General features: G+C 71.2%; 26 protein-coding genes and 1 pseudogene. 9 read left to right on the forward strand and 18 right to left on the reverse strand.

What is annotated here, in order from left to right; translation table 11 throughout:
- Window positions 1-19: 19 nt before the first annotated feature.
- The gene (locus tag ESP57_RS11825; protein WP_243648510.1) at window positions 20-1,510 is read right to left on the reverse strand and encodes a DHA2 family efflux MFS transporter permease subunit; all 1,491 of its coding nucleotides are present in this window, start codon (window positions 1,508-1,510) and stop codon (window positions 20-22) included.
- Window positions 1,511-1,578: 68 nt separating this feature from the next.
- Between ESP57_RS11825 and ESP57_RS11830 the strand changes: the two genes are divergently transcribed.
- Window positions 1,579-2,190, forward strand: coding sequence for a TetR/AcrR family transcriptional regulator (locus tag ESP57_RS11830; protein ID WP_056012427.1), 612 nt, complete (start codon window positions 1,579-1,581; stop codon window positions 2,188-2,190).
- A 39-nt stretch (window positions 2,191-2,229) separates the two neighbouring features.
- Here the strand turns inward: ESP57_RS11830 and ESP57_RS11835 are convergent, their stop codons facing one another.
- Complete coding sequence (locus ESP57_RS11835; RefSeq protein WP_056012424.1) at window positions 2,230-2,694, reverse strand: GNAT family N-acetyltransferase; 465 nt, start codon at window positions 2,692-2,694, stop codon at window positions 2,230-2,232.
- Window positions 2,695-2,796: 102 nt separating this feature from the next.
- Between ESP57_RS11835 and ESP57_RS11840 the strand changes: the two genes are divergently transcribed.
- Complete coding sequence (locus ESP57_RS11840) at window positions 2,797-3,267, forward strand: GNAT family N-acetyltransferase (protein ID WP_056013421.1); 471 nt, start codon at window positions 2,797-2,799, stop codon at window positions 3,265-3,267.
- 27 nt (window positions 3,268-3,294) lie between these two features.
- Here the strand turns inward: ESP57_RS11840 and ESP57_RS11845 are convergent, their stop codons facing one another.
- The 4 genes from ESP57_RS11845 to ESP57_RS11860 all read right to left on the reverse strand — a co-directional run bounded on the left by ESP57_RS11845 (window position 3,295) and on the right by ESP57_RS11860 (window position 7,022).
- Window positions 3,295-4,203, reverse strand: a complete 909-nt coding sequence (locus tag ESP57_RS11845; RefSeq protein ID WP_082571491.1) for an ABC transporter permease — start codon at window positions 4,201-4,203, stop codon at window positions 3,295-3,297.
- A 9-nt stretch (window positions 4,204-4,212) separates the two neighbouring features.
- Entirely contained in the window at window positions 4,213-5,247 is a 1,035-nt protein-coding gene (locus ESP57_RS11850) for an aliphatic sulfonate ABC transporter substrate-binding protein (RefSeq protein WP_115960050.1), read from the reverse strand.
- A gap of 62 nt (window positions 5,248-5,309) precedes the next feature.
- Window positions 5,310-6,128: an ABC transporter ATP-binding protein gene (locus ESP57_RS11855; RefSeq protein ID WP_056012419.1), complete on the reverse strand. Its 819-nt coding sequence runs from the start codon at window positions 6,126-6,128 to the stop codon at window positions 5,310-5,312.
- Window positions 6,129-6,275: 147 nt separating this feature from the next.
- Entirely contained in the window at window positions 6,276-7,022 is a 747-nt protein-coding gene (locus ESP57_RS11860; protein ID WP_056012416.1) for a GntR family transcriptional regulator, read from the reverse strand.
- A gap of 96 nt (window positions 7,023-7,118) precedes the next feature.
- On the opposite strand from ESP57_RS11860, the gene ESP57_RS11865 reads away from it, so the two are divergent.
- Complete coding sequence (locus tag ESP57_RS11865) at window positions 7,119-8,471, forward strand: MFS transporter (RefSeq protein WP_200941722.1); 1,353 nt, start codon at window positions 7,119-7,121, stop codon at window positions 8,469-8,471.
- 10 nt (window positions 8,472-8,481) lie between these two features.
- On the opposite strand, the pseudogene ESP57_RS18735 reads toward ESP57_RS11865, so the two are convergent.
- A pseudogene (locus tag ESP57_RS18735) lies at window positions 8,482-9,102 on the reverse strand (NAD(P)H-dependent oxidoreductase); the annotation flags it as partial.
- Entirely contained in the window at window positions 8,996-9,469 is a 474-nt protein-coding gene (locus ESP57_RS11875; RefSeq protein ID WP_056012411.1) for a MarR family winged helix-turn-helix transcriptional regulator, read from the reverse strand. The gene ESP57_RS11875 and the pseudogene ESP57_RS18735, both read right to left, overlap by 107 nt.
- A gap of 114 nt (window positions 9,470-9,583) precedes the next feature.
- On the opposite strand from ESP57_RS11875, the gene ESP57_RS11880 reads away from it, so the two are divergent.
- Window positions 9,584-10,423 (forward strand): SDR family NAD(P)-dependent oxidoreductase, encoded by an 840-nt coding sequence (locus ESP57_RS11880; protein WP_056012408.1) that lies wholly within the window; start codon window positions 9,584-9,586, stop codon window positions 10,421-10,423.
- A gap of 12 nt (window positions 10,424-10,435) precedes the next feature.
- Here the strand turns inward: ESP57_RS11880 and ESP57_RS11885 are convergent, their stop codons facing one another.
- The 7 genes from ESP57_RS11885 to ESP57_RS11915 all read right to left on the reverse strand — a co-directional run bounded on the left by ESP57_RS11885 (window position 10,436) and on the right by ESP57_RS11915 (window position 15,506).
- Complete coding sequence (locus ESP57_RS11885) at window positions 10,436-11,254, reverse strand: alpha/beta fold hydrolase (RefSeq protein WP_129231740.1); 819 nt, start codon at window positions 11,252-11,254, stop codon at window positions 10,436-10,438.
- A 73-nt stretch (window positions 11,255-11,327) separates the two neighbouring features.
- Entirely contained in the window at window positions 11,328-11,756 is a 429-nt protein-coding gene (locus ESP57_RS11890) for a hypothetical protein (RefSeq protein ID WP_129231741.1), read from the reverse strand.
- Window positions 11,753-12,952 (reverse strand): serine/threonine-protein kinase, encoded by a 1,200-nt coding sequence (locus tag ESP57_RS11895; protein ID WP_165877459.1) that lies wholly within the window; start codon window positions 12,950-12,952, stop codon window positions 11,753-11,755. Before ESP57_RS11895 ends, ESP57_RS11890 begins: the two co-directional genes overlap by 4 nt.
- Before the next feature lie 52 nt (window positions 12,953-13,004).
- Window positions 13,005-13,709, reverse strand: coding sequence for a cation efflux transmembrane domain-containing protein (locus tag ESP57_RS11900; RefSeq protein ID WP_129231743.1), 705 nt, complete (start codon window positions 13,707-13,709; stop codon window positions 13,005-13,007).
- Window positions 13,706-14,056, reverse strand: coding sequence for an ArsR/SmtB family transcription factor (locus tag ESP57_RS11905; protein ID WP_056012393.1), 351 nt, complete (start codon window positions 14,054-14,056; stop codon window positions 13,706-13,708). Before ESP57_RS11905 ends, ESP57_RS11900 begins: the two co-directional genes overlap by 4 nt.
- Window positions 14,057-14,114: 58 nt before the next feature.
- Window positions 14,115-14,951 carry an exodeoxyribonuclease III gene (locus ESP57_RS11910; protein WP_056012390.1) on the reverse strand — a complete coding sequence of 279 codons (837 nt, stop codon included), beginning with the start codon at window positions 14,949-14,951 and terminating at the stop codon, window positions 14,115-14,117.
- 48 nt (window positions 14,952-14,999) lie between these two features.
- Window positions 15,000-15,506, reverse strand: coding sequence for a DUF6328 family protein (locus ESP57_RS11915; protein ID WP_056012387.1), 507 nt, complete (start codon window positions 15,504-15,506; stop codon window positions 15,000-15,002).
- A 97-nt stretch (window positions 15,507-15,603) separates the two neighbouring features.
- On the opposite strand from ESP57_RS11915, the gene cofE reads away from it, so the two are divergent.
- From cofE to fgd, 4 genes are read left to right on the forward strand one after another with little or no spacing between them, the layout of a single operon-like run.
- Window positions 15,604-16,389 (forward strand): coenzyme F420-0:L-glutamate ligase, encoded by a 786-nt coding sequence (cofE, locus tag ESP57_RS11920; RefSeq protein ID WP_243648511.1) that lies wholly within the window; start codon window positions 15,604-15,606, stop codon window positions 16,387-16,389.
- 60 nt (window positions 16,390-16,449) lie between these two features.
- Window positions 16,450-17,448 carry a TIGR03557 family F420-dependent LLM class oxidoreductase gene (locus ESP57_RS11925; protein ID WP_279387794.1) on the forward strand — a complete coding sequence of 333 codons (999 nt, stop codon included), beginning with the start codon at window positions 16,450-16,452 and terminating at the stop codon, window positions 17,446-17,448.
- Complete coding sequence (cofC, locus tag ESP57_RS11930) at window positions 17,445-18,113, forward strand: 2-phospho-L-lactate guanylyltransferase (protein WP_129231745.1); 669 nt, start codon at window positions 17,445-17,447, stop codon at window positions 18,111-18,113. The genes ESP57_RS11925 and cofC overlap by 4 nt, the downstream gene beginning before the upstream one ends.
- 41 nt (window positions 18,114-18,154) lie before the next feature.
- Entirely contained in the window at window positions 18,155-19,174 is a 1,020-nt protein-coding gene (gene fgd / locus ESP57_RS11935; protein ID WP_129231746.1) for a glucose-6-phosphate dehydrogenase (coenzyme-F420), read from the forward strand.
- Window positions 19,175-19,203: 29 nt separating this feature from the next.
- Here fgd and ggt read toward each other — a convergent pair whose 3' ends face one another.
- From ggt to ESP57_RS11950, 3 genes are all read right to left on the reverse strand, one after another.
- Window positions 19,204-21,048, reverse strand: coding sequence for a gamma-glutamyltransferase (gene ggt, locus ESP57_RS11940; RefSeq protein WP_129231747.1), 1,845 nt, complete (start codon window positions 21,046-21,048; stop codon window positions 19,204-19,206).
- Between the two features lie 103 nt (window positions 21,049-21,151).
- Window positions 21,152-21,637, reverse strand: a complete 486-nt coding sequence (locus ESP57_RS11945) for a hypothetical protein (protein ID WP_129231748.1) — start codon at window positions 21,635-21,637, stop codon at window positions 21,152-21,154.
- A gap of 109 nt (window positions 21,638-21,746) precedes the next feature.
- Window positions 21,747-22,403, reverse strand: a complete 657-nt coding sequence (locus ESP57_RS11950; protein WP_129231749.1) for a pyridoxine/pyridoxamine 5'-phosphate oxidase — start codon at window positions 22,401-22,403, stop codon at window positions 21,747-21,749.
- A 197-nt stretch (window positions 22,404-22,600) separates the two neighbouring features.
- Between ESP57_RS11950 and ESP57_RS18850 the strand changes: the two genes are divergently transcribed.
- On the forward strand, window positions 22,601-22,735 hold the full coding sequence (locus ESP57_RS18850) for a hypothetical protein (protein WP_279387795.1): 135 nt from the start codon (window positions 22,601-22,603) through the stop codon (window positions 22,733-22,735).
- The last annotated feature ends 66 nt before the right edge of the window (window positions 22,736-22,801 follow it).

Here is a 22,801-nt window from a genome sequence, read left to right on the forward strand (position 1 = left end):
TCGTCGTTCGATGGGCGGTTCAGTGCGCGAGTCGGGGCGCCGGCTCCTCGTCGAGGATCGGGGCGGTCGCGGCATCCGGCGAGATCGACGGCACCGCTCGCCCGGCGGGCAGCAGCAGGGCAACGAGCGCCGAGACGAGCAGCACCGCGGCTCCGACGATGACCGCCGGCTGCGCGCCGATGACGTAGTCGACCGGCGTCAGCGCGCCGCCTGCGCCCGTGAACACCGCCGTCGAGACGGCGATGCCGAGCGCCACGCCGACCTCCCGCAGCATCGAGTTGGTGCCGCTCGCCTTCGCGTGGTCGTTCGGCTTCATCGTCGCGAGCACGGCGGTCGCCGACGGGGCGAAGACGAGGCCCATGCCGACGCCCGCGAGGATGAACGGAGCGACGAAGGTCGAGAACTCGGTGGCCGCGTCGAGCAGCTGCGCCAGCCAGAAGAGCGCGCCCGACAGGGCCGCGAGGCCCGCGACGATGAGCGCCCGGGTGCCGATGCGGCCGGCGAACGCCCCCGCGAGCGGGGCGACGATCATCGGCGCGAGCGTCCACGGCGAGGTCTGCAGCGCCGCCTCGAGCGGCGTCGCCCCCTGCACGACCTGCAGGAACTGGATGAGGATGAAGATCGATCCGAACGCGCCGAAGCTGAACCCGAAGCCCACGACGTTCGCCACGCTGAAGCTGCGGTCGCGGAAGAGCCGCAGCGGCAGGAGCGGCGCGGAGGCCCGCGACTCCCAGGCGATGAACGCGAGGAGCAGCACGCCGCCCGCGACGAGGCTCGCGAGCACCTCGAGGCTCGACCAGCCCGCGTCGTTGCCGCGCACGATGCCGTAGACGAGGCCGAGCAGGCCGGCGCCCGAGAGGACGAGGCCGAGGAGGTCGGCGCGGAGCCGCGCGCCGAAGCTGTTCGGCAGGGCGAGCAGCGCGAGCGCGATCGAGGCGACACCGATGGGCACGTTCACCCAGAAGATCGCCTGCCAGGCCCAGCCCTCGATGATCGCGCCGCCGATGAGCGGGCCAACGGCGACGCCGAGACCCGAGACGCCGCCCCAGATCCCGATCGCGAGCGGACGGCGCGCGATCGGCACCGAGCCGGCGAGCAGGGTCAGTGAGAGCGGCATGATCGCCGCGGCCCCGAAGCCCTGCGCCGCCCGCGCCGCGATGAGCTGGCTCGGATCGGTGGCGAGGGCGGCGAGGGCCGAGCTCAGGGTGAAGACGACGATGCCGATGATGAAGACGGTGCGCCGCCCGAACCGGTCGCCGAGCGCGACGGCCATGAGGATCGTGCTCGCGAAGGCGAGCGTGTAGGCGTTCATGAACCACTGCAGCTCTTCGACGGATGCCCCGAACTCCGAGTGCAGCACGGGCAGCGCGTTGGTCATGACGAGGTTGTCGAGCGTCGCCATGAACATCGGCAGCGCTGTGGCGATGAGGACGAGCCAGATCGGGCTCGGCCGGCGGACGCCGGGCGTGCGCGTCGACGGGCGAGCTGCGGCATCGAGAGTGGTGGACACGACGGCACTCCTTGTTGTTATCGGATGATTACTTCGAACTGTAGTAATCGACTGATAACATGTCAACCATGACGGTCGAATCGGTTCCCACAGCCCCGCGCATGAAGGCGGCCGACCGCCGCGAGCTCATCCTCGAGGCCGCGACGGCCGTGTTCGGGGCGAAGACCTACGTCGGCACGACGACCGACGAGGTCGCCCGCGCCGCCGGCGTCAGCCAGCCCTACGTCGTGCGGCTGTTCGGCACGAAGGAGAAGCTCTTCATCGAGGTCATCGACCGGGCCTACGACCGCCTGATCGAGGAGTTCCGTGCGGTGCTGCCCGGTGACCCGGAGGATCTCGGCCGGCGCATGGGCACGGCGTACACCGACCTCCTGGTCGAGCGCGGCATGCTGCCGGTCGTCGCGAACTCGACCGCCCTCGGCGGCGAACCCGAGATCGGGCGCGTCGCCCGAGCCGGCTTCAGCCGCATCTGGCGCTTCATCCGCGACGAGGCGGGATTCTCGCCCGAGCAGGCGCGGGAGTTCATCGCGACGGGCATGCTCATCAACACGATCGTGGGCCTCCGGCTCACGGGCGACTACGGCGACGAGGTGTCGGCAACCGAGGTGCTCGACGCGTGCTTCCCCGACGCCGTCGAGAAGGTGCGCTCCCTGCTCCCCGCCGCGGGCGAGCCCTGGTGAGCCAGTGATCGAGCGGATGCCGCGGCATCCGCTCGATCGTCAGAGCATCTTCTGCATGTGGATCGCCGCCGTCTCGTAGCCGAGTCCCTCGTAGAGGCGGATCGCGGGCGTGTTGTAGCCGAAGACGTTCAGACGCAGGTTCGCCGCCCCGTGCTCGCGCGCGACCTCCTCGGCGAGTTGCATGGCGCGGGCGCCGAGACCACGCCGACGGTGCGACTCGTGGATCGCGACGTCCCAGATGTACCAACTGGCAGGGTCGCTCTGCGGGCCGATCCAGAGCCAGCCGGCGTCGTCGCCGTCGGCCTCGACGGTGAAGAGCAGGTGCCCATCGATGAGTCGGCCGTCGGGGAAGTACTGGTCCTGCGATGCACGCCGGGCGACGGCAGCCTGCTCGGCGGTGTCGCCGGCACGCTGCCGGGCCAGCTCGTACGCCGCCATCGCGACGGGCAGCCACGCCGCGGTCTCTGCGTGGGTCTTCGGGCGGAGTCGAACGTCGTCGGTCATCCGCCCATGCTGCCACGGCAGTCGCCGGTACTGGAAGGCGGGCGCATTGCGGGCGGGCACCGTTCGCGGCCCGGTCTCGGTGCCGTGTGGCAGGCTTCGCTCATGACCGCCTCGCTCCGACCACTCGACCGTTCCCGCCTCCCGGAGTGGATCGAACGCAGTGCCGCCGAGTACGCCCGCGACCTCGTCGCGACGGGTCGGTCGGAGGAGTCGGCCCATCGATACGCCCTCGAGGGCATGCATGAATCGTTCCCGGGCGGGCTGCCGACTCCCCGTCACGAGGTCTTCGACGTCGTCGACGAGGCCGGTGCCGCGGTCGGCTATCTCTGGATCGGACCCGACACGAGCGGCGACGACGGCTCGTGGTGGATCTGGGACGTGCTGATCGAGCCCGAGCAGCGGGGCCGGGGCCTCGGGCGCGAGGCGATGCGCCTCGCCGAGGAGCACGCGCGAGCGCAGGGCGCCCACTCGATCGGCCTCAACGTCTTCGCGTTCAACGCCGCCGCTCGCGGACTGTACGAGTCGCTCGGCTACGAGACGGCCTCCATGCGGATGCGCAAGCGGCTCGACTGACCGCGCCGCTCGAGCTGCGGGGCGTGCTCACGCCCAGCGGCGAATGGCCCAGCGCTCGATGAGCGCGACCACCGAGTCGGTGAGCTTGCCGAGGAGGGCCAGCAGGATGATGGCGAGGAAGATGCGGTCGATGCGGCCGTTCTGGCCCGAGTCGAGCAGGAGGAATCCGAGGCCCATCGACGAGGCGATGAGCTCGGCCGCGACGAGGAACAGCCACGCCTGAGCGAGGGCCAGCCGGAGCGCCGAGAGCACCGACGGCACGACCGCGGGCAGCTGCACCGTCGCGAACAGTGCGAGCCCGTGCAGTCCGAACGCGCGACCGGCCTCGATGAGCTGGCGATCGACGTGCCGAAGGGCCGCCGAGACGATCGTGTAGACCGGGAAGAACGCGCCGATCGCGATCAGGATGACCTTCGAGTCCTCGCCGATGCCGAACCACAGGATGAGCAGCGGTACCCACGCGAGCGACGGCACTGCGCGGATGCCGCCGAGCGTCGGCGCGAGCAGCACGTCGGCGAGGCGCGACAGCCCGACGATCGCGCCGAGCGCCAGACCTGCGGCCGCGCCGAAGGCGAAGCCGATGAACACCCGCTGCGTCGAGATCGCGACGTAGAGCCCGAGCACACCGCGCTGCGCGAGGTCGACCGCGGCGAGCCAGACCATCTCGGGCGAGGGCAGTTGCGAGAGCGGCACGAGCCCCGAGGTCGACACCCACTGCCAGAGCGCGAGCAGCGCCAGCGGGATGAGCGCGCCGCCGAGGATGCGGAACCAGCGCCGGTCGACGAGGCGTCGCCGCTCGCCCGACGGCTCGGGCGGTACGGATGCCTCGCGTCCGGCCGCGATCGACGTCGTGCCGCTGTTCACGGCGACCCGTACGGCAGCGCCGTCGTGGATCGCTGCGCCCGTCGAGAGCGCCGCGTGCGAGGCATCCGTCATCGTGATCGCCTACTCGAAGTGGCCGGCGTCGGCCTTCGTGACGAAGGTGTCGTTGATGAGCGTCTCGAGCGCCTCGTCGACCTGGGCCTGCGTCGCGACGTCGCCGAGCTCGACGAAGATCGGTCCGATCTTCTCGAGCACCTCGACCTGTGCGTCGCCGGGAACCGGGTCGACGTCGAGGTTCGACCGTTCGGTGATGACCTTCGTGGCGACGGCGAGGTCGAGGCCGGCGACGTCCGCGAGGATCTGTGCCGTCTCCTCGGGGTTCTCGGCGGCCCAGGCCCGCGCCTGCTCGTAGGCGTCCACGACGGCCTGCGCGACGTCGGGCTTCTCGGCGATGAACGACTCGGTGGCGTTCAGGAAGCCGTAGCTGTTGAAGTCGACGTTGCGGTAAAAGAGGGTCGCGCCCTGCTCCTCGGCGCCGGCCATGATCGGGTCGAGACCCGCCCAGGCGTCGACCGAACCGTTCTGCAGCGCCGCCCAGCCGTCGGCGTGCTGCAGGTTCTGCACGACGATGTCGTCGGCGGAGAGGCCCTCGGCCTCGAGCGACTGCAGCAGGAAGAAGTAGGGGTCGGTGCCCTTGGTCGCCGCGACCTGCTTGCCCTTCAGGTCGTCGACCGAGGTGATCGGCGAACCGTCAGGCGCCACGAGGGCGGCCCACTCGGGCTGCGAGTAGATGTCGATGACCTGGATCGGCGAGCCGTTCGAACGCGCGAGCAGTGCGGCAGAGCCGGCGGTCGAGCCGACGTCGATCGCTCCGGCCCGCAGTGCCTCGTTCGCCTTGTTCGAACCCGCCGACTGCACCCAGGTGACCGTCAGGCCCGCGTCTTCGAGCCAGCCCTGGTCCTTGATGATGAGGCTCAGCGGGTTGTAGGTCGCGAAGTCGATGTTGAGCGTCTGGCCCTCGAGCGAGACGGCTTCGCCGGCCTCGGTGGGCTCGGGCTCGGCGGCCTGGCCTTCGCCGGCGACGCAGCCGGAGAGCAGCAGCGCCGCGGCGGCGGCTCCCGCAACGAGCGCGGAACGGAGGAACGGGGTTCGGGTCACGGGGAGACTCCTTCAGTGGTGGGGGCGTTCGTGTCGCGGCGTGGTTGGGGTGAGCGCGCCGGTCAGTACGGGTAGTGCGGGATGGTCGTGGTGGCCTCGATGCCGCGGGCGGCGCCGTGGCGGTCGATGCCGAGGCCGTCGAGCAGGCGCCCGCGCAGCTCGGCGAGCTCGGCCGAACCGCGGTCGCGCGGCCGGGAACCGGGCACGACGACGATCTGCCGGATGTCGGCGCCCGGCGCCTCGCCGTCGCTGCCGAGCAGCACGACCCGGTCGGCGAGCTGCAGGGCCTCGTCGACGTCGTGCGTGACGAGCAGCACGGTCGTGGGCGCTGCGGCGTGCACGTCGAGCAGGAGGTCCTGCATCTTGAGGCGCGTGAGGGCGTCGAGCGCGCCGAACGGCTCGTCGAGCAGCAGCACGCCGGGGTTCCGGGCGAGGGCGCGGGCGAGCGAGGTGCGCTGGGCCATGCCGCCCGAGATCTCGCGCGGGCGATGACCGGCGAAGTCGGCGAGCCCGACGAGTTCGATGAGCCGGGCGACCTTGTCACGGCCGGCGGTCTTCGAGGTACCGCGCGGCAGCCCGAGCGCGACGTTGCCGGCGACCGTGCGCCACGGCAGCAGTCGCGGCTCTTGGAAGCCGACCGCCGAGCGCGGGTCGAACGGCACGACGGCGGTGCCGTCGACCGAGACGACTCCCGCGCTCGCATGGTCGAGTCCGCCCGCGATGCGGAGGAGGGTCGACTTGCCGCACCCGCTCGGGCCGAGGATCGCGACGATCTCGCCCGCCGCGACCTCGAGGTCGACGTCGCGCAGCACCTGACGCCGGCCGGCGTTCGTGTCGAACGCGCGCCCGACGGCGCGGAACGAGACGGATGCCGCGGTCATGGCGCCTCCTCGACGGCTTGGTGGATGGGTCGTTCGACGCTATCCATCGCAGGGAGGACTGTCAGGCGGGCTCGACCCGCGGCGTAATACGAGGATTCCGCGGTCGCTGCAGGAAAGCTCGAACTTCCTGCGATCTTGCAGCAGTCGTCAGACCGCGTCGAGGTGCGCCCGAGCCGGTTCGCTCTCGATGATCGCGAAGCCGCGCCCCCTGAGGCGCCGACGTTCGTCCGAGAGGAACGCCAGGGTGCGTTCGGCCGTGCCGCGGGTGTGCGCGACGACGAGCGCCGCGGCGGCGTCGGCATCCCGGCGCTGCAGGGCCGCGACGATCGCGAGGTGCTCCTCCCTCGCGTGAGCGCGGGACTCCGGCGTGCGGACCTCGAGCCAGCGAGTGCGCAGCAGCCGCGTCATCACGCCGCGGATGGAGTCGGCCATGAACGGGTTGCCGGAGAGCTGGGCGAGCAGTGCGTGGAAGTCGTTGCCGGCACGGATGCCGGCCTCCGAGATGGCGAGGTCCGTCGCGTGCGCACTCGTCGGATCGCCGGACCACGTGTCGGCGTTCCCGGTCTCGTTCAGCGAATCGGCGAGTGCCGCCAGGTCGGAGTCGGACGCGCGAGCCGCCGCCAGGCGCGCGCACGCCGCCTCGACGGCTTCGCGGTACTCGGAGAGCGCGCGGATCTCGGTCAGGTCGATCGGCGTGACGCTCCACCCCCGGCCCTCTCGACGCACGAGTCCGTCGGCTTCGAGGCGGAGGAGCGCGGTGCGGATGGGAGTTCGCGACGCGTCGAGGTCCGACTCGAGTCCGCGCTCGGTCAGCTTCTCGCCGGGAACGTAGTCGAGCGACAGGATCGCGGTGCGCAGCCGGTCGTACAGGGGGGTTCCGACGGTGGATGCCACGACGAGCTCCTCGGGTTTGGGATACCAAAGCGGTACGCACTAACGTATCCCAAAAGTCGTTCCACCGACACTTGCAGAGGCGGGCACGTGCACACCATGACACTCCAGCGATCGCCGGCGATCCCGGCGCGCGCCATGCGCATGCTCGCGCTCGGCGTCGCCGCGCAGGCCGCGAGCACCGTCTTCGTCAGCACCCCGGCGTTCCTCATCCCCCTGCTTCACACCGAACGCGGCATCCCGCTCGTGCAGGCGGGACTCTTGGCGTCGGCGCCGACCGTCGGCATGGTGCTCACGCTCGTCGCGTGGGGCGCACTCGCCGATCGCGTGGGCGAGCGCCGGGTGATCTCGGCCGGGCTCGCCCTCACGGCGGCCGCGGCGATCGGGGCGACCCTCGCCGGCGACATCCTCTCGCTCTGCATCTTCTTCTTCCTCGGCGGAGCCGTGTCGGCGAGCACCAACGCGGCGAGCGGCCGGATCGTGGTCGGCTGGTTCCCACGGGAACGGCGCGGATTCGCAATGGGCATCCGCCAGATGTCGCAGCCGCTCGGCGTCACCGTCGCGGCGCTCGCCGTGCCCGGCCTGGCCTCGACCGTCGGACTCGGCGCCGCCGTCGGCCTGTCGGTGGCATTGAACGCCGTGATGGCCCTGCTCTGCGCCCTGGGTCTGGCGAACCCCGTGCGCACGCCGTCGGCGACCGCGCCGGAGGCGGGCGCGACCCCGGAACCGGATGCGAACCCGTATCGCGCGAGCTCGTTCCTCTGGCGCATCCACCTCGTCTCGGCGCTGCTCGTCGTGCCGCAGTTCGCCCTCTCGATCTTCGGCATCGTCTGGCTCGTCACCGAGATGCACTGGAACGCCGCCGCTGCCGGCCTCCTGATCGGCGTCGCGCAGTTCATCGGCGCGGTGGGGCGTATCGGGGTCGGCACCCTGAGCGATCGGGTCGGCAGCCGGGTGCGGGTGCTCCGCTGGGTCGCGGTGAGCGGATGCCTCGCCATGCTCGTCGTGGCGGCGAGCGACCTCGCCGGGTGGGGAGCCTTCGCGGCACCGGCCTTCGTCGTCGCGACCCTCATCAGCGTGGCTGACAACGGGCTCGCCTTCACCTCGGTCGCCGAAGCGGCGGGTGCGACGTGGGCGGGCAAGGCGTTCGGCATCCAGAACACGGGACAGTATGTCGTGGCAGCAGCGGTGGGCCCTCTCGTGGGAGGCCTCGTCACGCTCGTCGGATACCCGCTCGCGTTCATCGCGATCGCGATCGCGCCCGCGGCGGCACTTCCGTTGATTCCGGCGCGCGACGTGACACGAGAGGTGTCGGAGACGACCGATGTGCTCAGGCGGCCGACGTCGCTGCGACCCGGCGACGCGAGCGCGAGGCGTCCGTCGCACCGAGGCGCTCGATCTGATCCAGCCAGGCCGCGCGCTTCTCGGGCGTCGAGAAACGGACCGGGGTGAGTCGCGAGATGCCGAGCGTGCGCACGCCGCAGTAGCCGAGCGTCGCGCGTGCGAGCGAGGTCTCGGCGGCGTTGCGGTAGACGAAGCGGTTCCAGGCGATGGGCGAGTCCATGGTCATGACGATGCGGGCGGTCTTGCCCGCGAGCAGCCGCGTCGAGACCTGCCCGCGCCCGTATCGGAACGCGGTGCCCGAGAGGATCGCCCGGTCGAGGAACGCCTTCAGGACGGCCGGGTACGTGCCCCACCACTGCGGGAAGAAGAACACGAGGTGGTCGGCCCACGCGACGTCGTCGATGAAGGCGCGGATGCGCGGTTCGAGGTGCGTCGTGTCGCCGTCGGGAGCGCGGAGGTCGGCGCGTGCCGCGGGCATCAGATCGAACTCGCGCTCGGCGAGGTCGATGGTCCGCACCTCGGCGCCGTCGACGGACGCCGCGCGCATGCCGGTCGCGTATCGCTCGGCGAGGGCGTGGTTGAAGCTGCCGGAGTTGGGGTGGCCGATGATCACGAGGGTGTTCGTCACGAGGTCAGTGCTCCTTGGAGTCGAGGTGTCGGATGACGGTCTTGAGGTCTTCGTGCAGCGCGCCGACATCGACGCCGGCGAGGTCGTCGAACGTCTCGGTGAATGACGCATCGAGCACCGGCAGGGCCTCGGCGAGGAAGTGCGCGGCCTTCGGGGTGATCGAGAGCAGCACGCGGCGAGCATTGGCGGGGTCGGTGTGCGTCTGCACCCAGCCGGCCTCGACGAACGCCGGCACGCGCTTGCTCACGGCGGCCTTGCTGACGCCGAGGCAGTTCGCGAGCGTCGTGATGTCGGGCGGCGGCGCGAGGTCGGCGAGCACGGCGATGAACATGAACTGGCTGTAGCTGATTCCGAAGCGCTGCTGCAGCAGCCGGTCGGCGAACCGATCCATGCGATCGACGAGGTAGTGCAGGGTGACCGTGACGCGGTCGCCCAGGGGTCCGCCGGATTCGGGGCGTGTACTCGGCTCAGCGGTCATGTCAATGAGTAAACAGGTTGACACGTCTTTTGTCAACTGGTTTACACGTACACCCTGAGGCCGGCATCGAAGCGGGCTCACACAACAGGTGCCGCCCTGCAGGAGAATGGACGGATGACGAGAACGGTTCGCGGTGCCAGTGTGCTGATCACCGGGGCCGCCGGCGGCATGGGCCGCATGTACGCCGAACGAGCCGTGGCCGAGCACGCGGCATCCGTGACCCTCTGGGACCGCGACGCGGCCGCCCTCGCCCGCGCCGTCGACGAACTCGGCACGATCTCGCGCGGTCGCACGCGCATCCAGTCGTTCGTCGTCGACGTCGGCGACCTCGGTGCGATCGCGAAGACCGCGCAGCGGGTGCGGCGAGAGGTCGGCAATCCCGACGTGCTCATCAACAACGCCGGCATCGTGCGCGGCAACCGCTACTTCTGGAACACCGACAACGGCGACGACACCCGCGCGACGATGCAGGTCAATGCGCTCGCGCCGATGTACATCGCACGGGAGTTCCTGCCCGGCATGATCTCGAACGCGTATCGCGCGGCCCGCATCGTGAACGTCGCGAGCGCGGCAGGCACGCTCGCCAACCCGCGCATGGCGGTCTACGCCGCGTCGAAGGCGGCGCTCATCGGCTGGAGCGACTCGCTGCGCCTCGAGCTCGAGCAGTCCGATCACGGCAATGTGAAGGTGACCACGGTCACGCCGAGCTACATCTCGACAGGCATGTTCGCCGGAGTCCGCGGGCCCGTGCTCGCACCGGTGCTCGACCCCGAATACGTCGTCGACCGGGTGTGGAAGGCGATGCTCGACGGCCGCCCGCTGCTCGAGCTGCCGAGGAGCGTGCGCCTCTCGCGGGCGCTGCGCGGACTGCTGCCCACGCGCGTGTTCGACCGCATCGTGGGCGACGGCTTCGGCGTCTACCGCTCGATGGAGCGGTTCACCGGGCGGCGCTGACGCCCGCTCGTCTCACAGCCCGTGCCGCTCCAGCCAGTCGAGCAGCACGCGGGTGAACTCCTCGGGACGCTCGACACTCGGCAGGTGCGCCGTGTCGGCGAAGCGCACACCCGTCGCGTCCGGCAGGTGCGCGAGCAGGTGGTCGTACGCCGCGAGCTCCACGCTGAGGTCGTACTCGCCCACGGCGACGAGGGCGGGAACGCGGAGGTCGCCGAGCCGCTCGTACGCCGGAGGATCGAGCGGGAGCACGGTGCCGTCATCGCTCGCATGCGCGGCGTTCGGAGCGTTCAGCTCGCGTGCGCGGCGCACGAAGCCCTGGTCGACGGCCGCCGCGTCGCGGAGCGGCCCGACCGCCCAGAGTTCCGCTTCGAGGCGCATCTGCAGCGCGGCGTCGATCGCCGGGTCGATCGCCTCGATCTCGTCGAATCGGCGCTGCTCCTCGTCGGTGAGCGGCAGGTCGGGGAATCCGCCCGGCTCCGAACCGACGGTCACCACGCCGCGCACGCGGTCGGGGTGGGCGAGCGCAGTGTCGAGCGTGATGCGCCCGCCGCGGCTCGCGCCGATCACGGTCGCCTCTGCCACGGCGAGGTGGTCGAGCACCGCGATCGCGTCGGCATGGTTCGAGAACGGCACCGACTCGTCATGCGTGGTGCCGCCGAACCCGCGAGGGTCGAAACGGGCGACGAAGTGGTGCTCGGCGAGGGCGTCGAGCTGCTCGTCCCACATCCGGAGCGTCGCGACGCCGGCGGGTACGAGGAGCAGGGCAGGGGCGGAAGCGCGGCCCGCCGACTCGTAGTGGAGCTCGGCGCCGGGAACGGTGAGGGTGGGCATTCCACGAGCCTACGCATCCGCCGTCAGGTCGCGCGGTCGGGTCGCGGTCGCCCGCTCGGTCGCCCGCGGCGACTCAGTCGTCGTCGCCCTTGTCGTTCTTCTTGTCGTTGTCCTTGTTGCCGTTGTTGTTGCCGGGGCCGCGGTTGTCGTCGCCGTCCTCCTCCGACGGATCCGGCTCGGGCGTCGGTGTCACGGAGTCGGCGACCCGGGCGGCCTCGAGGTCGGCCTGCACCAGGGCGATCGCCTCGCGGATGTCGGCGGCCTGCTCCTCGCCGATGGCGCCGGAGTCGACTGCTGCGTTCACATCGTTCTCGAGCAGGGCGAGCGCGGCGATCGCTCCGAGGTAGTCGCCGCCAGCGGCCCGCTTGGCGACCTGCACGACCGATGAATGGAGATCGGCGCTCACCGCTTCGGGCGACTGGCCGCAGGCGGTCAGCCCGAACACGAGCGACGCGGTGAGCAGGCCTGCGCCCACGGCGGTGCGGAGTCGAGTACGCATCATCGCGTCACCGCCTCCTCGAGCTGCTCGAGATGCACGCCGAGTTCGCCGGGAAGGGTGGGCAGCGTCTCGGTGGGTGCCGTCTGCGGCTGCGTGAGGCTCGCGATCGCCGGAGGCACGATCAGAGCGATGCCGACCGCGATGACCGCCAGCAGCACGACCGCGATCGTGGGGCGGAGCCAGCGGCGCGACGGCTTCGGCGCCGGCTGGAACGCGGCGGCCACGGCCCGTTCGGCGATCGCGTCGTCGCTCGCCCGGGGAGCGGGATCGGTCGGCAGGATGAGCGTCGGAGCCTCGGACGCATCGAGCAGCGCGGTCGGGGCGCCATCCGGCGCGGTCGAACCGGTCGTCGTGTCGAGGTGGCCCGCCGCCATCGCGACGTCGAGTGCCGAGGGCCTGGCGGATGCCTCGCGGGCGGTCATGCCTCGGAGCAGCTCCACCCAGTCGCTGCCGAGTGCACCGGGGATCTCGGGGTCGCTGACGAGCCTCGCCGCCGTGGCCTCGGACGCCGTGCCGGGAAACGCCGGCCGACCCGTGCGGGCCTCGAGGAGCACGAGCCCGAGCGCGTAGATGTCGGCCGCAGTGCCGGGCGCATGACCGCCGACCTGCTCGGGGCTGAGGTAGCCGGGAGTGCCGACATAGACACCCGTGCGGGTGAGGCGGGCGTCGTCGATCAGCCGGGCGATGCCGAAGTCGGCGAGCTTCGCGTTCCAGCGGCGGGTGGGCAGGTGCGCCGGTGCGAGCAGCACGTTCGCCGGCTTCACGTCGCGGTGCACGATGCCGCGCCCGTGGATCACGTGCAGCGCCTCGGCGAGATCGGCGGCCAGCCACGCGGCATCCGCTGGGCCGACCGGGCCCTGCTGCAGGGTCTTGCGCAGATCCCGTCCGTCGACGAGCTCCATGACGAGGTATTCGCGATCGATCCCCTCGTCGTGCGCGGCATCGTAGAGCCGCACGAGCGCGCGGTGCTCGACGCTCGCGAGCAGGGCCGTCTCGGAGCGACGGCGTGCAGCATCGTCGATGCCCTCGGCCGCCTCGGAGAAGACCTTCACGGCCACCGGACGCCCGAGGCTCAGGTCTTCGCCGCGATACACGCTCGCCATGCCGCCCCGGCCGATGAGGCCGCCGAGGCGGTATCGGCCGCCGAGCGTCACGCCCGCGAAGGGGCCGTCGCCGGGTCGTTCGGGGGAACTGGTCACCATTCGAGGGTATCGCCGGCGGCTGGGAGTGCAGCCTCCGCGCCCGCCTCGCTCAGCAGCAGTGGCCGGTCTCCGACTCGGTCCCCGCCTCGGCCTCGCGCTCGCCGGTGAGCACCGAGACCGGCACCGTGCAGGCATCGCCGCGCCAGGCTTCGATGCCCTCGCGCACGGCGAAGGCGGCGATGACCAGCGCTGCGATGGAGTCGGCCCACGCCCACCCCAGCAGACTGTTGAGGAGGAGGCCCGCCAGCAGCGCGGCAGAGAGGTAGGCGCAGATCAGCGTCTGCTTCGAGTCGGCGACGGCGGAGGCCGAGCCGAGTTCGCGCCCGGTGCGGCGTTCGAGCCACGACAGCAGTGGCATGACGGCGAGGCTCACGGCGGCGAGCGCGATGCCGACGGGGGAGTGCTCGGGCTCCGTGGCGCCGAGCAGTGTTCGTGCTGCGTCGATCGAGACGAACAGGGCGAGGCCGAAGAACGAGACGGCGATGAGGCGGAGGGCGATGCGCTCGCGGCGGTGCGGATCGGGGGCGGCGAACTGCCAGGCGACCGCGGCGGCCGAGAGCACCTCGACGATCGAGTCGAGGCCGAAGCCGATCAGGGCGGCCGACGAGGCGACGGAGCCTGCCGCGAGGGCGATGATCGCCTCGATCACGTTGTAGGCGATGGTCGCCGCGACGATGAGCCGGATGCGTCGGACGAGCACGGCGCGTCGCTCGGGGGCGAGCGGGGCGAGCGGCGTGCGCGGCACGGCGGTCATGCGCACGTGCAGTCGTCGCCGGAGCAGCAGGCCGGGTCGACGACGAGCACGAGCCGCAGCAGGTCGCCGAGCGCGGGTGCGAGGTGCTCGCTCGCGAGGCGGTACGAGGTTCGACGCCCGTCGGGCACTGCCTCGACGAGTCCGCAGCCGCGCAGGCAGGCGAGCTGGTTCGACATGACCTGCCGGGAGACGCCGAGCGACGCGGCGAGGTCCGACGGGTATGCGGGGGCCTCGCGGAGCGAGAGCAGGACTCGTGCGCGGGTCTCGTCGGAGAGCGCGTGCCCGAGGCGCGCGAGCGCCGCGGTGTGGGTCAGGGTCGCCGTCTCGGTCGCGAGGTCGTCGGTCACGTCGACGACGATACAGCAGATCGTGTATTCACGAAAGCCTGTATCAAAGGGTTGATCCTCAGAAGATCATCGGTCGATCGAGGTCGTCGTCGCCGATCGCGAGGTCGACGAGCACGGGCACGTGGTCGCTGGGGGCGTCGCCCTTGCGCTCGTTGCGGTGGATCGAGGCATCCGTCACGGCCTCGGCGAAGGCCGCCGACCCGAGGATGAAGTCGATGCGCAGCCCCTCGTTGCGCGGGAACTTCAGCTGCTTGTAGTCCCAGTAGGTGTAGCCCTCGGGAATGCGCGGGCGCACGACATCCGTCACCCCTGCGTTCTCGAGGGTGAAGAAGGCTTGGCGTTCGGCCGGCGAGACGTGGGTCGTCACGCCCTCGATGACGGCCGGGTCGCCATTGTCTTCATCGAGCGGTGCGATGTTGAAGTCGCCCATGAGCGCGAACGGCACTTCGGGCCGAGCGGATGTCTCGGCGCGCGTGTACTCCGTGAGGGCCGCGAGCCAGTCGAGCTTGTACGTGTAGTGCGGGTCGCCGAGGGAACGGCCGTTGGGCACGTAGAGGCTCCACACCCGCACCCCGTCGACGGTCGCGCCGATCGCGCGCGCCTCCTGCGGCTGGTCGGGGCCCTCGAGTCCCTTGAGGAAGCCCGGCATGCCGGGGAACGCCGTCTCGACCTCGCCGATCGGCTTGCGGCTCGCGATCGCGACGCCGTTCCACTGGTTCAGCCCGTGGATCGCGACGTCGTAGCCGGCCGCCTCGAACGCCTCGATCGGGAACTGCTCGGGCTTGCACTTGATCTCCTGCATCGCGAGCACGTCGACGTCTTCGCGCACCATCCAGTCGACGGTGCGGCCCACGCGGGCGCGGATCGAGTTGACGTTCCAGGTGGCGATGCGCATGCCGTCAAGCCTATTCGGGAGCGGTGACAGGATCCTGCCGCGCTGCGCTCAGGACCGCCTGCCGGCGAGCCTCGGCACGACGATCCAGAGCAGCGCCGCGGCGACGAGCGCGATGCCCAGGGCGATGAAGCCCGCGATGCGACCGAGGGCGATCTCGAAGATGAACCCCGCGACGCCGACCGCGAGCAGCGTCGCCACGAGCAGGTGCGCCCGCAGGAGCCGGTCGCCGCGGCGCACGATCTGCTCCTTCCGCTGCTGTCCGAACAGCTGGCGATGCAGGATCACCGGAGCGAAGCCGAGCAGCGTCGCGGTGCATGCGAGGGCGACGAGCACGAGGTAGAGCCCGAGCTCGTAGCCGTCGAGATCGAGGAAGCGGGGCTGGAACGCCGCGGCGAGCAGGAAGCCCGTCATGATCTGCGTGCCGGTCTGCGTCGCGCGCAGTTCCTGCAGGATGTCGCTCCAGTTTCGGTCGAGGCGTTCGATGCGGGTCTCGTCGCGCCCGTCGGAGCGATCGTCGAGGTTGTCGACCGGGGAGCCGGTGCCGTCGGTGGCCATGCCGGGAGGATATCGCAGCGTCGCGTGGTCGGCAGTGTTCTGGCGGGCGGAGGCCCGAAGCTGCGAAGATCGGGATACGCGAGATCCGGGGGTGGTCGTGAAGTTCAGCATCGAAGGCATCGAGGGTCTGCCCGAGATCGCGAAGGGGGCCGACCTCGCCGCGCTCATCGCCGATGCGACCGACCTCGGCGACGGCGACATCCTCGTCATCACCTCGAAGATCGTCTCGAAGGCCGAGGGGCGCATCGTCGCGGCCGCCGACCGCGAGCAGGCGATCACCGACGAGACGGTGCGCGTCGTCGCGAGCCGCGCCTACGACGGCGGCGTGACCAGGATCGTCGAGAACCGCCAGGGCATCATCGGCGCCGCCGCCGGCGTCGACGCGTCGAACACGCCAGATGGCACGGTGCTGCTGCTTCCGGTCGACCCGGATGCCTCGGCGCGCGCGCTCGCCACCGGTATCCGTGCGCTCACGGGCGCCCGGGTCGGCGTCATCCTCTCCGACACCCTCGGCCGGCCGTGGCGCGAGGGCCAGACCGATCTCGCGATCGGCGCCGCCGGCGTGCACGTCTTCGACGACCTTCGCGGGTCGACGGATGCCTCGGGCAAGCCCCTCGCCGTCACCATGCCGTGCGTGGCCGACGAGCTCGCGGGCGCCGCCGAGCTCGTGAAGGGCAAGTCGTCGGGCGTGCCCGTCGCCGTCGTGCGGGGACTCGGGCACCTCGTGGGCGACCTCGACCTGCCCGGTGCCCGGTCGATCCAGCGGCCCGCCGAACGGGACCTCTTCCGCGTGGGCGCCGATGAGGCGTACAACGAGGGGTATCGCGACGGTTTCGACGAGTCGCAGTCCGAGGGGATGCTCCGCCGCTCGCCGGTCGAGTAGTAGGAGTCTCGATACGCTCTTTCGTCGCGACTCGACCGGCCGTCGAGGGAGGATGGAGTCGTGTCAGCACACATCGGCTACGCCGCCATGCTCGAGCGGTTCCCGCCTGCAGAGGCCGTCGCGCTCAGCGCGCTCGCCGAGTCGCACGGCTTCACGGGGGTGATGGCGAGCGATCACTTCCAGCCGTGGATCCCCGCCCAGGGCGAGTCCTCCTTCGTGTGGAGCGTGCTCGGCGCGATCGGCGAACGGACCCGCGGTGACTTCGGCCCCGGCGTCACCACACCGGGGTTCCGGATGCATCCTGCCGTCGTCGCCCAGGCGAGCGCGACGCTCGCGGCGATGCATCCTGGCCGGCACTGGCTCGGCCTCGGCTCGGGCGAGGCGCTCAACGAGCACGTCGTCGGCCCCTACTGGCCCGAGGCGCCCGAACGCATCAACCGCATGTTCGAGGCGGTCGACGTGATCAAGAAGCTCTTCGCCGGTTCGCTCGCGGGCCGCGACGTGCGCCACTCGGGTCAGCACTTCAAGCTCGAGGCGACCCGCCTCTGGACGATGCCGGCGGTCGCGCCCGAGATCCTCGTCGCGGCGTCGGGTCCGGTAACCGCGAAGCGCGCCGGCCGCACGGTCGACGGCATGATCACGATCGGGGCGCCCACCGAGAAGCTCGCCGCCCTGCTCACCCGGTTCCGCGAGGGCGCGCGCGAGGTCGGCCGCGATGCCGCGCGCATGCCGAAGGTGCTGCAGTTGCACCTCTCGTGGGCGCCCACCGACGAGCAGGCGATGCGCGACGCGCTCAGCGAGTGGCCGAACGGCGGGTTGCGCATCCCGCGCAGCGACATCCGCTCGCCCTTCGAGTTCGAGCAGCTCGCCCGCACCGTGCGACCCGAGGACTTCGCCGGGCGTATGGTCGTGTCGGCCGATCCCGACGTGCACCGGGCCGACATCCAGCGTCACCTCGACCTCGGCTTCGACCGCATCTACCTGCACAACGCAGGCCGCGACCAGGCCGCGTTCCTCGAGGTCTTCGGTCGCGACGTGCTGCCGGGGCTCCGGGCATGACGGCAGCGGATGCCGCGGGGCCGGTCGGGCTCTGGACCGTCGTGATCCCCGTGAAGGCGCCGGCCGGCGCGAAGACGCGGCTCGCCGCCGCGGTTCCACCGGTCGAGCGGGAGGCACTCGCCAGGGCGTTCGCGCTCGACACGATCGCCGCCGCACTCGCCGCCGGATCGGTCGCCCGCGTCGTCGTGGTCGGCGGCGATCCGACGCTCGTCGGAGCAGCCGAGTTCCTGGCCGAGCCCGTCGACGGGCCGCGTGGGCTGACATCGGCGATCGCATACGGCATCGCCCAGGTGAGAGCGGCCGACGACGAGGCCGAGCTTCGTCCGGTCGCGGTGATGCTCGGCGACCTGCCGGCCCTCGCACCCGAGGAGCTCGATGCTGCCCTCGACGCCGCGTCGCGGCACCCGCTCGCCTTCGTGCGCGACGCCGACGGCACCGGCACCACCCTCGCGACCGCGTCGGCCGGCGTGCTGCTCGTCCCGCAGTTCGGCGTCGACTCGGCAGCGCGTCATGCCGCGGCGGGGTTCGTCGAGCTCGAGGCATCCGCCGGGCTCAGGCGCGACGTCGACACGATCGACGCGCTCGCCGAAGCCCTCGCCCTCGGGGTCGGACCGCGCACGCGCGCGGCGGCCGCGCGCATCGACGCTGCGTCCTCCCTTCTCTGATCGACGGCGCCGAGCCGCGCGGGTCGTGCGAGGATCGGAGTATGACGCTCACCCTCGGATACAAGGCCTCAGCCGAGCAGTTCGCCCCGCGCGAGCTCGTCGAGATCGCGGTGGCGGCCGAAGCCAACGGCTTCGAGTCGGTGTTCACGAGCGACCACTTCCAGCCGTGGCGGCACGACGGCGGGCACGCCCCGTTCTCGCTCACCTGGATGGCCGCCGTGGGCGAACGCACGTCGACGATCAAGATCGGCACGAGCGTCATGACGCCGACGTTCCGCTACAACCCGGCGGTGCTCGCGCAGGCGTTCGCGAGCCTCGGCTGCCTGTACCCGGGGCGCATCATCGCGGGCTTCGGCACCGGCGAGGCGCTGAACGAGATCGCGACGGGGTTCCGCGGCGCGGGCGAGCAGGAGTGGCCCGAGTTCCGTGAGCGTTTCGCGCGGCTTCGCGAGTCGGTGCGGCTCATGCGCGCGCTCTGGACCGACGACGAGCAGGTCAGCTTCGAGGGCGAGTACTACTCGACGCACGACGCGTCGATCTACGACCGTCCGGATGTCCCGGTGCCCGTTTACATCGCCGCCGGCGGCCCGACCGTGGCCAAGTACGCGGGGCGCGCGGGCGACGGCTTCATCTGCACCTCGGGCAAGGGCATGGAGCTCTACACCGAGCAGCTCATCCCGGCCGTGAAGGAGGGCGTCGCAGCCGGCGGTCGCTCCTATGACGCGCTCGACCGCATGATCGAGATCAAGCTCTCGTACGACACCGACCGCACGGCCGCGCTCGAGAACACGCGGTTCTGGTCGCCGCTCTCACTCACCCCCGAGCAGAAGCACTCCATCACCGACCCCGTCGAGATGGAGCGGGCCGCCGACGCGCTGCCGATCGAGCAGATCGCCAAGCGCTGGATCGTCGGCAGCGACCCCGACGAGGTCGTCGCCGGCATCAAGCAGTACGTCGACTGGGGCTTTAACCACCTCGTCTTCCACGCGCCGGGTCACGACCAGGCTCGATTCCAGGAGCTCTTCGCGCGCGACCTCGTGCCGCGACTGCGCGCGCTCTGAGCGGCGGCTCGGGATATCGCGACGACCACTCACGGAGCCCGGTCGACCACCAGCCCGGTGCCGCCGCCTCGACGCACGGGTTCGGCCACGGCGGTCATGAGCCCGTCGGCGTCGACCTCGATGGCCGCGACCGCACCGATCTCCGCCGGTGACCCGAAGGTGTGACCGTACGGCGTGAGCGCGGCGGCGTAGGCGTCGAGGAACGCCTGCTCTGCCGAGACGTTGACGGTGTTGCGCTGCGACGCCCGCGGGGCTGCGACCGCCTCGGGCATGGTCATGCCGAGGTCGATGCGGTTCATGAGCACCTGCGCCACGGTCGTGATGATCGTGGACCCGCCCGGCGAGCCGACCACGTAGCGCACGTCGCCGCCGTCGAGCACGATCGTCGGCGACATCGACGAGCGCGGGCGCTTGCCGGGTTCGACGGTGTTCGGATCCGCGGGGTTCGGCACGAAGTTGAAGTCGGTGAGCTCGTTGTTCAGGAGGAATCCGCGCCCCGGCACGGTCATGCCCGAGCCGCCCGTCTGCTCGATCGTGAGCGTGTAGGCGACGGCGTTGCCCCACTGGTCGACCACCGAGAGGTGCGTCGTCGAGATGTTCTCGGTGTCGAGGGGGTCGGCCACGGCGGCGAGCTCGCATCCCGCCGCGTCGAGCGGTGCCGGCGCCACGGGCTTGACCGACGCGGCATCCGGATCGATCACGCAGGCGCGTGCGTCTGCGAAGTCCTGGCTCAACAGGGTCTCGGTCGGCACCTCGACGAAGGCCGGGTCGCCGACGTAGGCGTTGCGGTCGGCGAAGGCGTGCGCCGTGGCCTCGAGATAGAGGTGCAGAGCCTGCGGCACCGACTCGCCCGCGAGGTCGAAGTTCTCGAGGATGTTCAGCGATTCGCCGACCGTCGTGCCGCCCGACGATGACGGCGCCATGCCGTAGACGTCGAGTCCGCGGTAGGCCACGTGCGTGGGATCCTGCTCGAGCACCTCGTACGCGGCGATGTCCTCGGCGGTGAGGTAGCCGGGGTACGCAGGCAGGGACGCCGCGGGATCGGTCTGCGGGTCCTGCGCGATGGCGGCGATCTCGTCGGCGAGGGGGCCCTCGTAGAAGACGTCGGTGCCGTGCACGGCGATCTCCCGGAGCGTCTTCGCCAGGTCGGGGTTCTTGAAGGTCGACCCGACCACCGGCGGCGCGCCGTTCGGCAGGAACAGCTCGGCGGTCGCGGGGAACGCCGCGAACCGGGCAGCGTTGGCGGCCGTCTGCTGGGCGAAGGTCTCGTCGACCCGGAATCCACGGTTGGCGAGCAGGATCGAGGGCTTCAGCATCTCGTGCAGCGACTCGGTGCCGAACCGGTCGAGCGCGGCCTCCCAGGTCGCGAGCGTGCCCGGCACGCCGACCGAGAGCCCCGACGACACGGCGGCGGCGAAGGGGTAGGGCTGGCCGGTCGCGGGGTCGATGAACGCGTCGGTCGGCATCGTCGCGGGTGCGGTCTCGCGTCCGGCGATCGTGGTGACCTCGCCGGACTCGGCGTCGAAGTACACGAGGTACCCGCCGCCGCCGATGCCGGCGCTGTAGGGCTCGGTGACGCCGAGGGCGGCGGCGGTGGCCACGGCCGCGTCGACGGCGTTCCCGCCCTTGCGCAGCACTTCCAGGCCCGCGGCGCTCGCCTCGGAGTCGACGGATGACACGGCGCCGCCGTACCCCGTCGAGGTCGACGGCGCCGGTGGTGCCGGGCGCCCGGCGGCGAGCAGGCCCGCGGGCGCGAGCGCCGACGACGGCGCCGCAGAGGCCGGAGCGGCTGTGGCGAGAGCTCCGACCGCGAGCGTGGCGGCGAGTGCTGCGCTCACGCGGCGAAGGGCGGAGCGGCGGACGACGTTGACCATTTGGGACCCCCCGAATCGGGTACAACCTGCTGGATGACCTCACCGTAGACCTCCCCACCGCGGGCGGCAACGGGTTGAGGTGATCCGGGTCGCGCCCCGCCGGTCAGCGCAGCCCGGGTCGGTTCACGCTCGGCGGCAGCGCGCAGTAGTCGTAGAAGAACCGGCTCGGTGCCGCGTCGTCCGTGACGTCGACGATGACGGATGCCCCGGAGTGCGGCAGTTCGTCGCCGGCCATGAGCCACACCGAGAAGTGCCAGATTCCGCGCACGGCATCGTCGAGCAGTCCCGGCCCGTCGGCGACGAGCACCGAGTCGTCGGAAGCCCCGGGCATGGTGCCTGCGCGAAACGGCTCGATGATCTCGGCGCGCAGGGAGGCTTCGTCGACCGGGCCGACGGATGCACGTACCACCGTCTGTCCGCGTGCGGCCAGCGCGGACGCGAGGTCGTCGGCGAAGCCGGCGGCATCGGCCGTCGCCGCGGCGTCGACCGCGATGAGCCGGCGCCCCCGCGATGCATGGTGCAGGAACTCCTCGGCGATGCCGTCGAGCAGCTGGTCGCGGGGCTGCGCCTCGTACGCGGTTCGCGTCATCCCTTCAGGCTACGCGCCCGCGGAGGGGCGCTGGCCCGATCGTCTTCACGTGCGATCGGTTGCGAGTCGAGCCTGCTGAATGGGTGTGCCGCGGGGGGTGGATCGGCTTTCACGCCCAGAGCTGCCGTCGATCCCATCCGGACTCGGTTCGCTCGTACCGCAACCTCAGGTGGTTTCGGCTGGGATCGCCTTGCCAGAATTCGACGCTCGCGGGCCTGACACACCACACGGTCCACTCCGTCGTCGTGAGGCCGGGTTCCGACTCGAGTCGTGCGAGGTTGCCCGCGACGATGCGGTCTCGTTCCTCGAGGTCGAGGAGGGGTGCGCTCTGGCGGCCTGCCAGTGCGATCGCCTTCGCCGCCGGGTTGCGGGCGATGAAATCCGAGGCGGACTCGGCCGGGGTCGCCCGCTCGGCGAGACCTCGTACGCGAATGGATCGGGCCAGGGGCGACCAGTAGAACGTGAGCGCGACGTGCGGGTTGGCGTCGAGTTGCTTGCCTTTCGCCGAATCGTCTCCGGTGGCGATCTCGAAGGACCCGTCTGCGGTCACGTCTTTGAGCACGAGGACGCGCGCATCCGGTCGTCCTTCGCGGTCGACGGTCGACAGCGTGAGTGCGTGCGGCTCGGGGACCTCGGCAGCGAGCGCGGCGTCCAGCCAGTCGACGAACAGTTCCTGCGGTTCATCGGGCGCGGTCAGCGGATCGAAGCGCGGTGGCTGGCCCACGATGGATGGCGTGCTTCGCAGGCGGTCGCGGAGTGTCGTCATGGTCCCAGCTTCGCACTGGCCTGCGAGATGGCGGTCCATGCAGCGGTTCGCGTCCTTCTCCCGGCCTCTGCACGCCAGGGATCCAGGCTCCGGCGCGAGCAGGTGTGGTGGAGAGCCCTGGCACTTCGTGAAATGCGCCGTCGGCTCCGAGCCGACGTCGCAGGCCGATCGCGCCCTATGCTCACCGCATAGACTTCTTGCTGTGGGGCATCGCGCTGTGCGTCTTCTTCGGCGGTATCAGCGTCATCGGAGCGCTGCGCCGGATCGCGGACGCGACCGAGGAGATCGCACGCAACACGCGCGAGCGTGCAGAGGCCGACGCGCCGCAGTAGGTCCGCCGGCGCCCGGCATCCGGCTCGCCCGACATCCGACTCGCCCGGCATCCGGCTCGCCCGGTG

It is taken from the genome of Agromyces fucosus (genome assembly GCF_004134865.1).
Classification (GTDB): Bacteria; Actinomycetota; Actinomycetes; order Actinomycetales; family Microbacteriaceae; genus Agromyces; species Agromyces fucosus.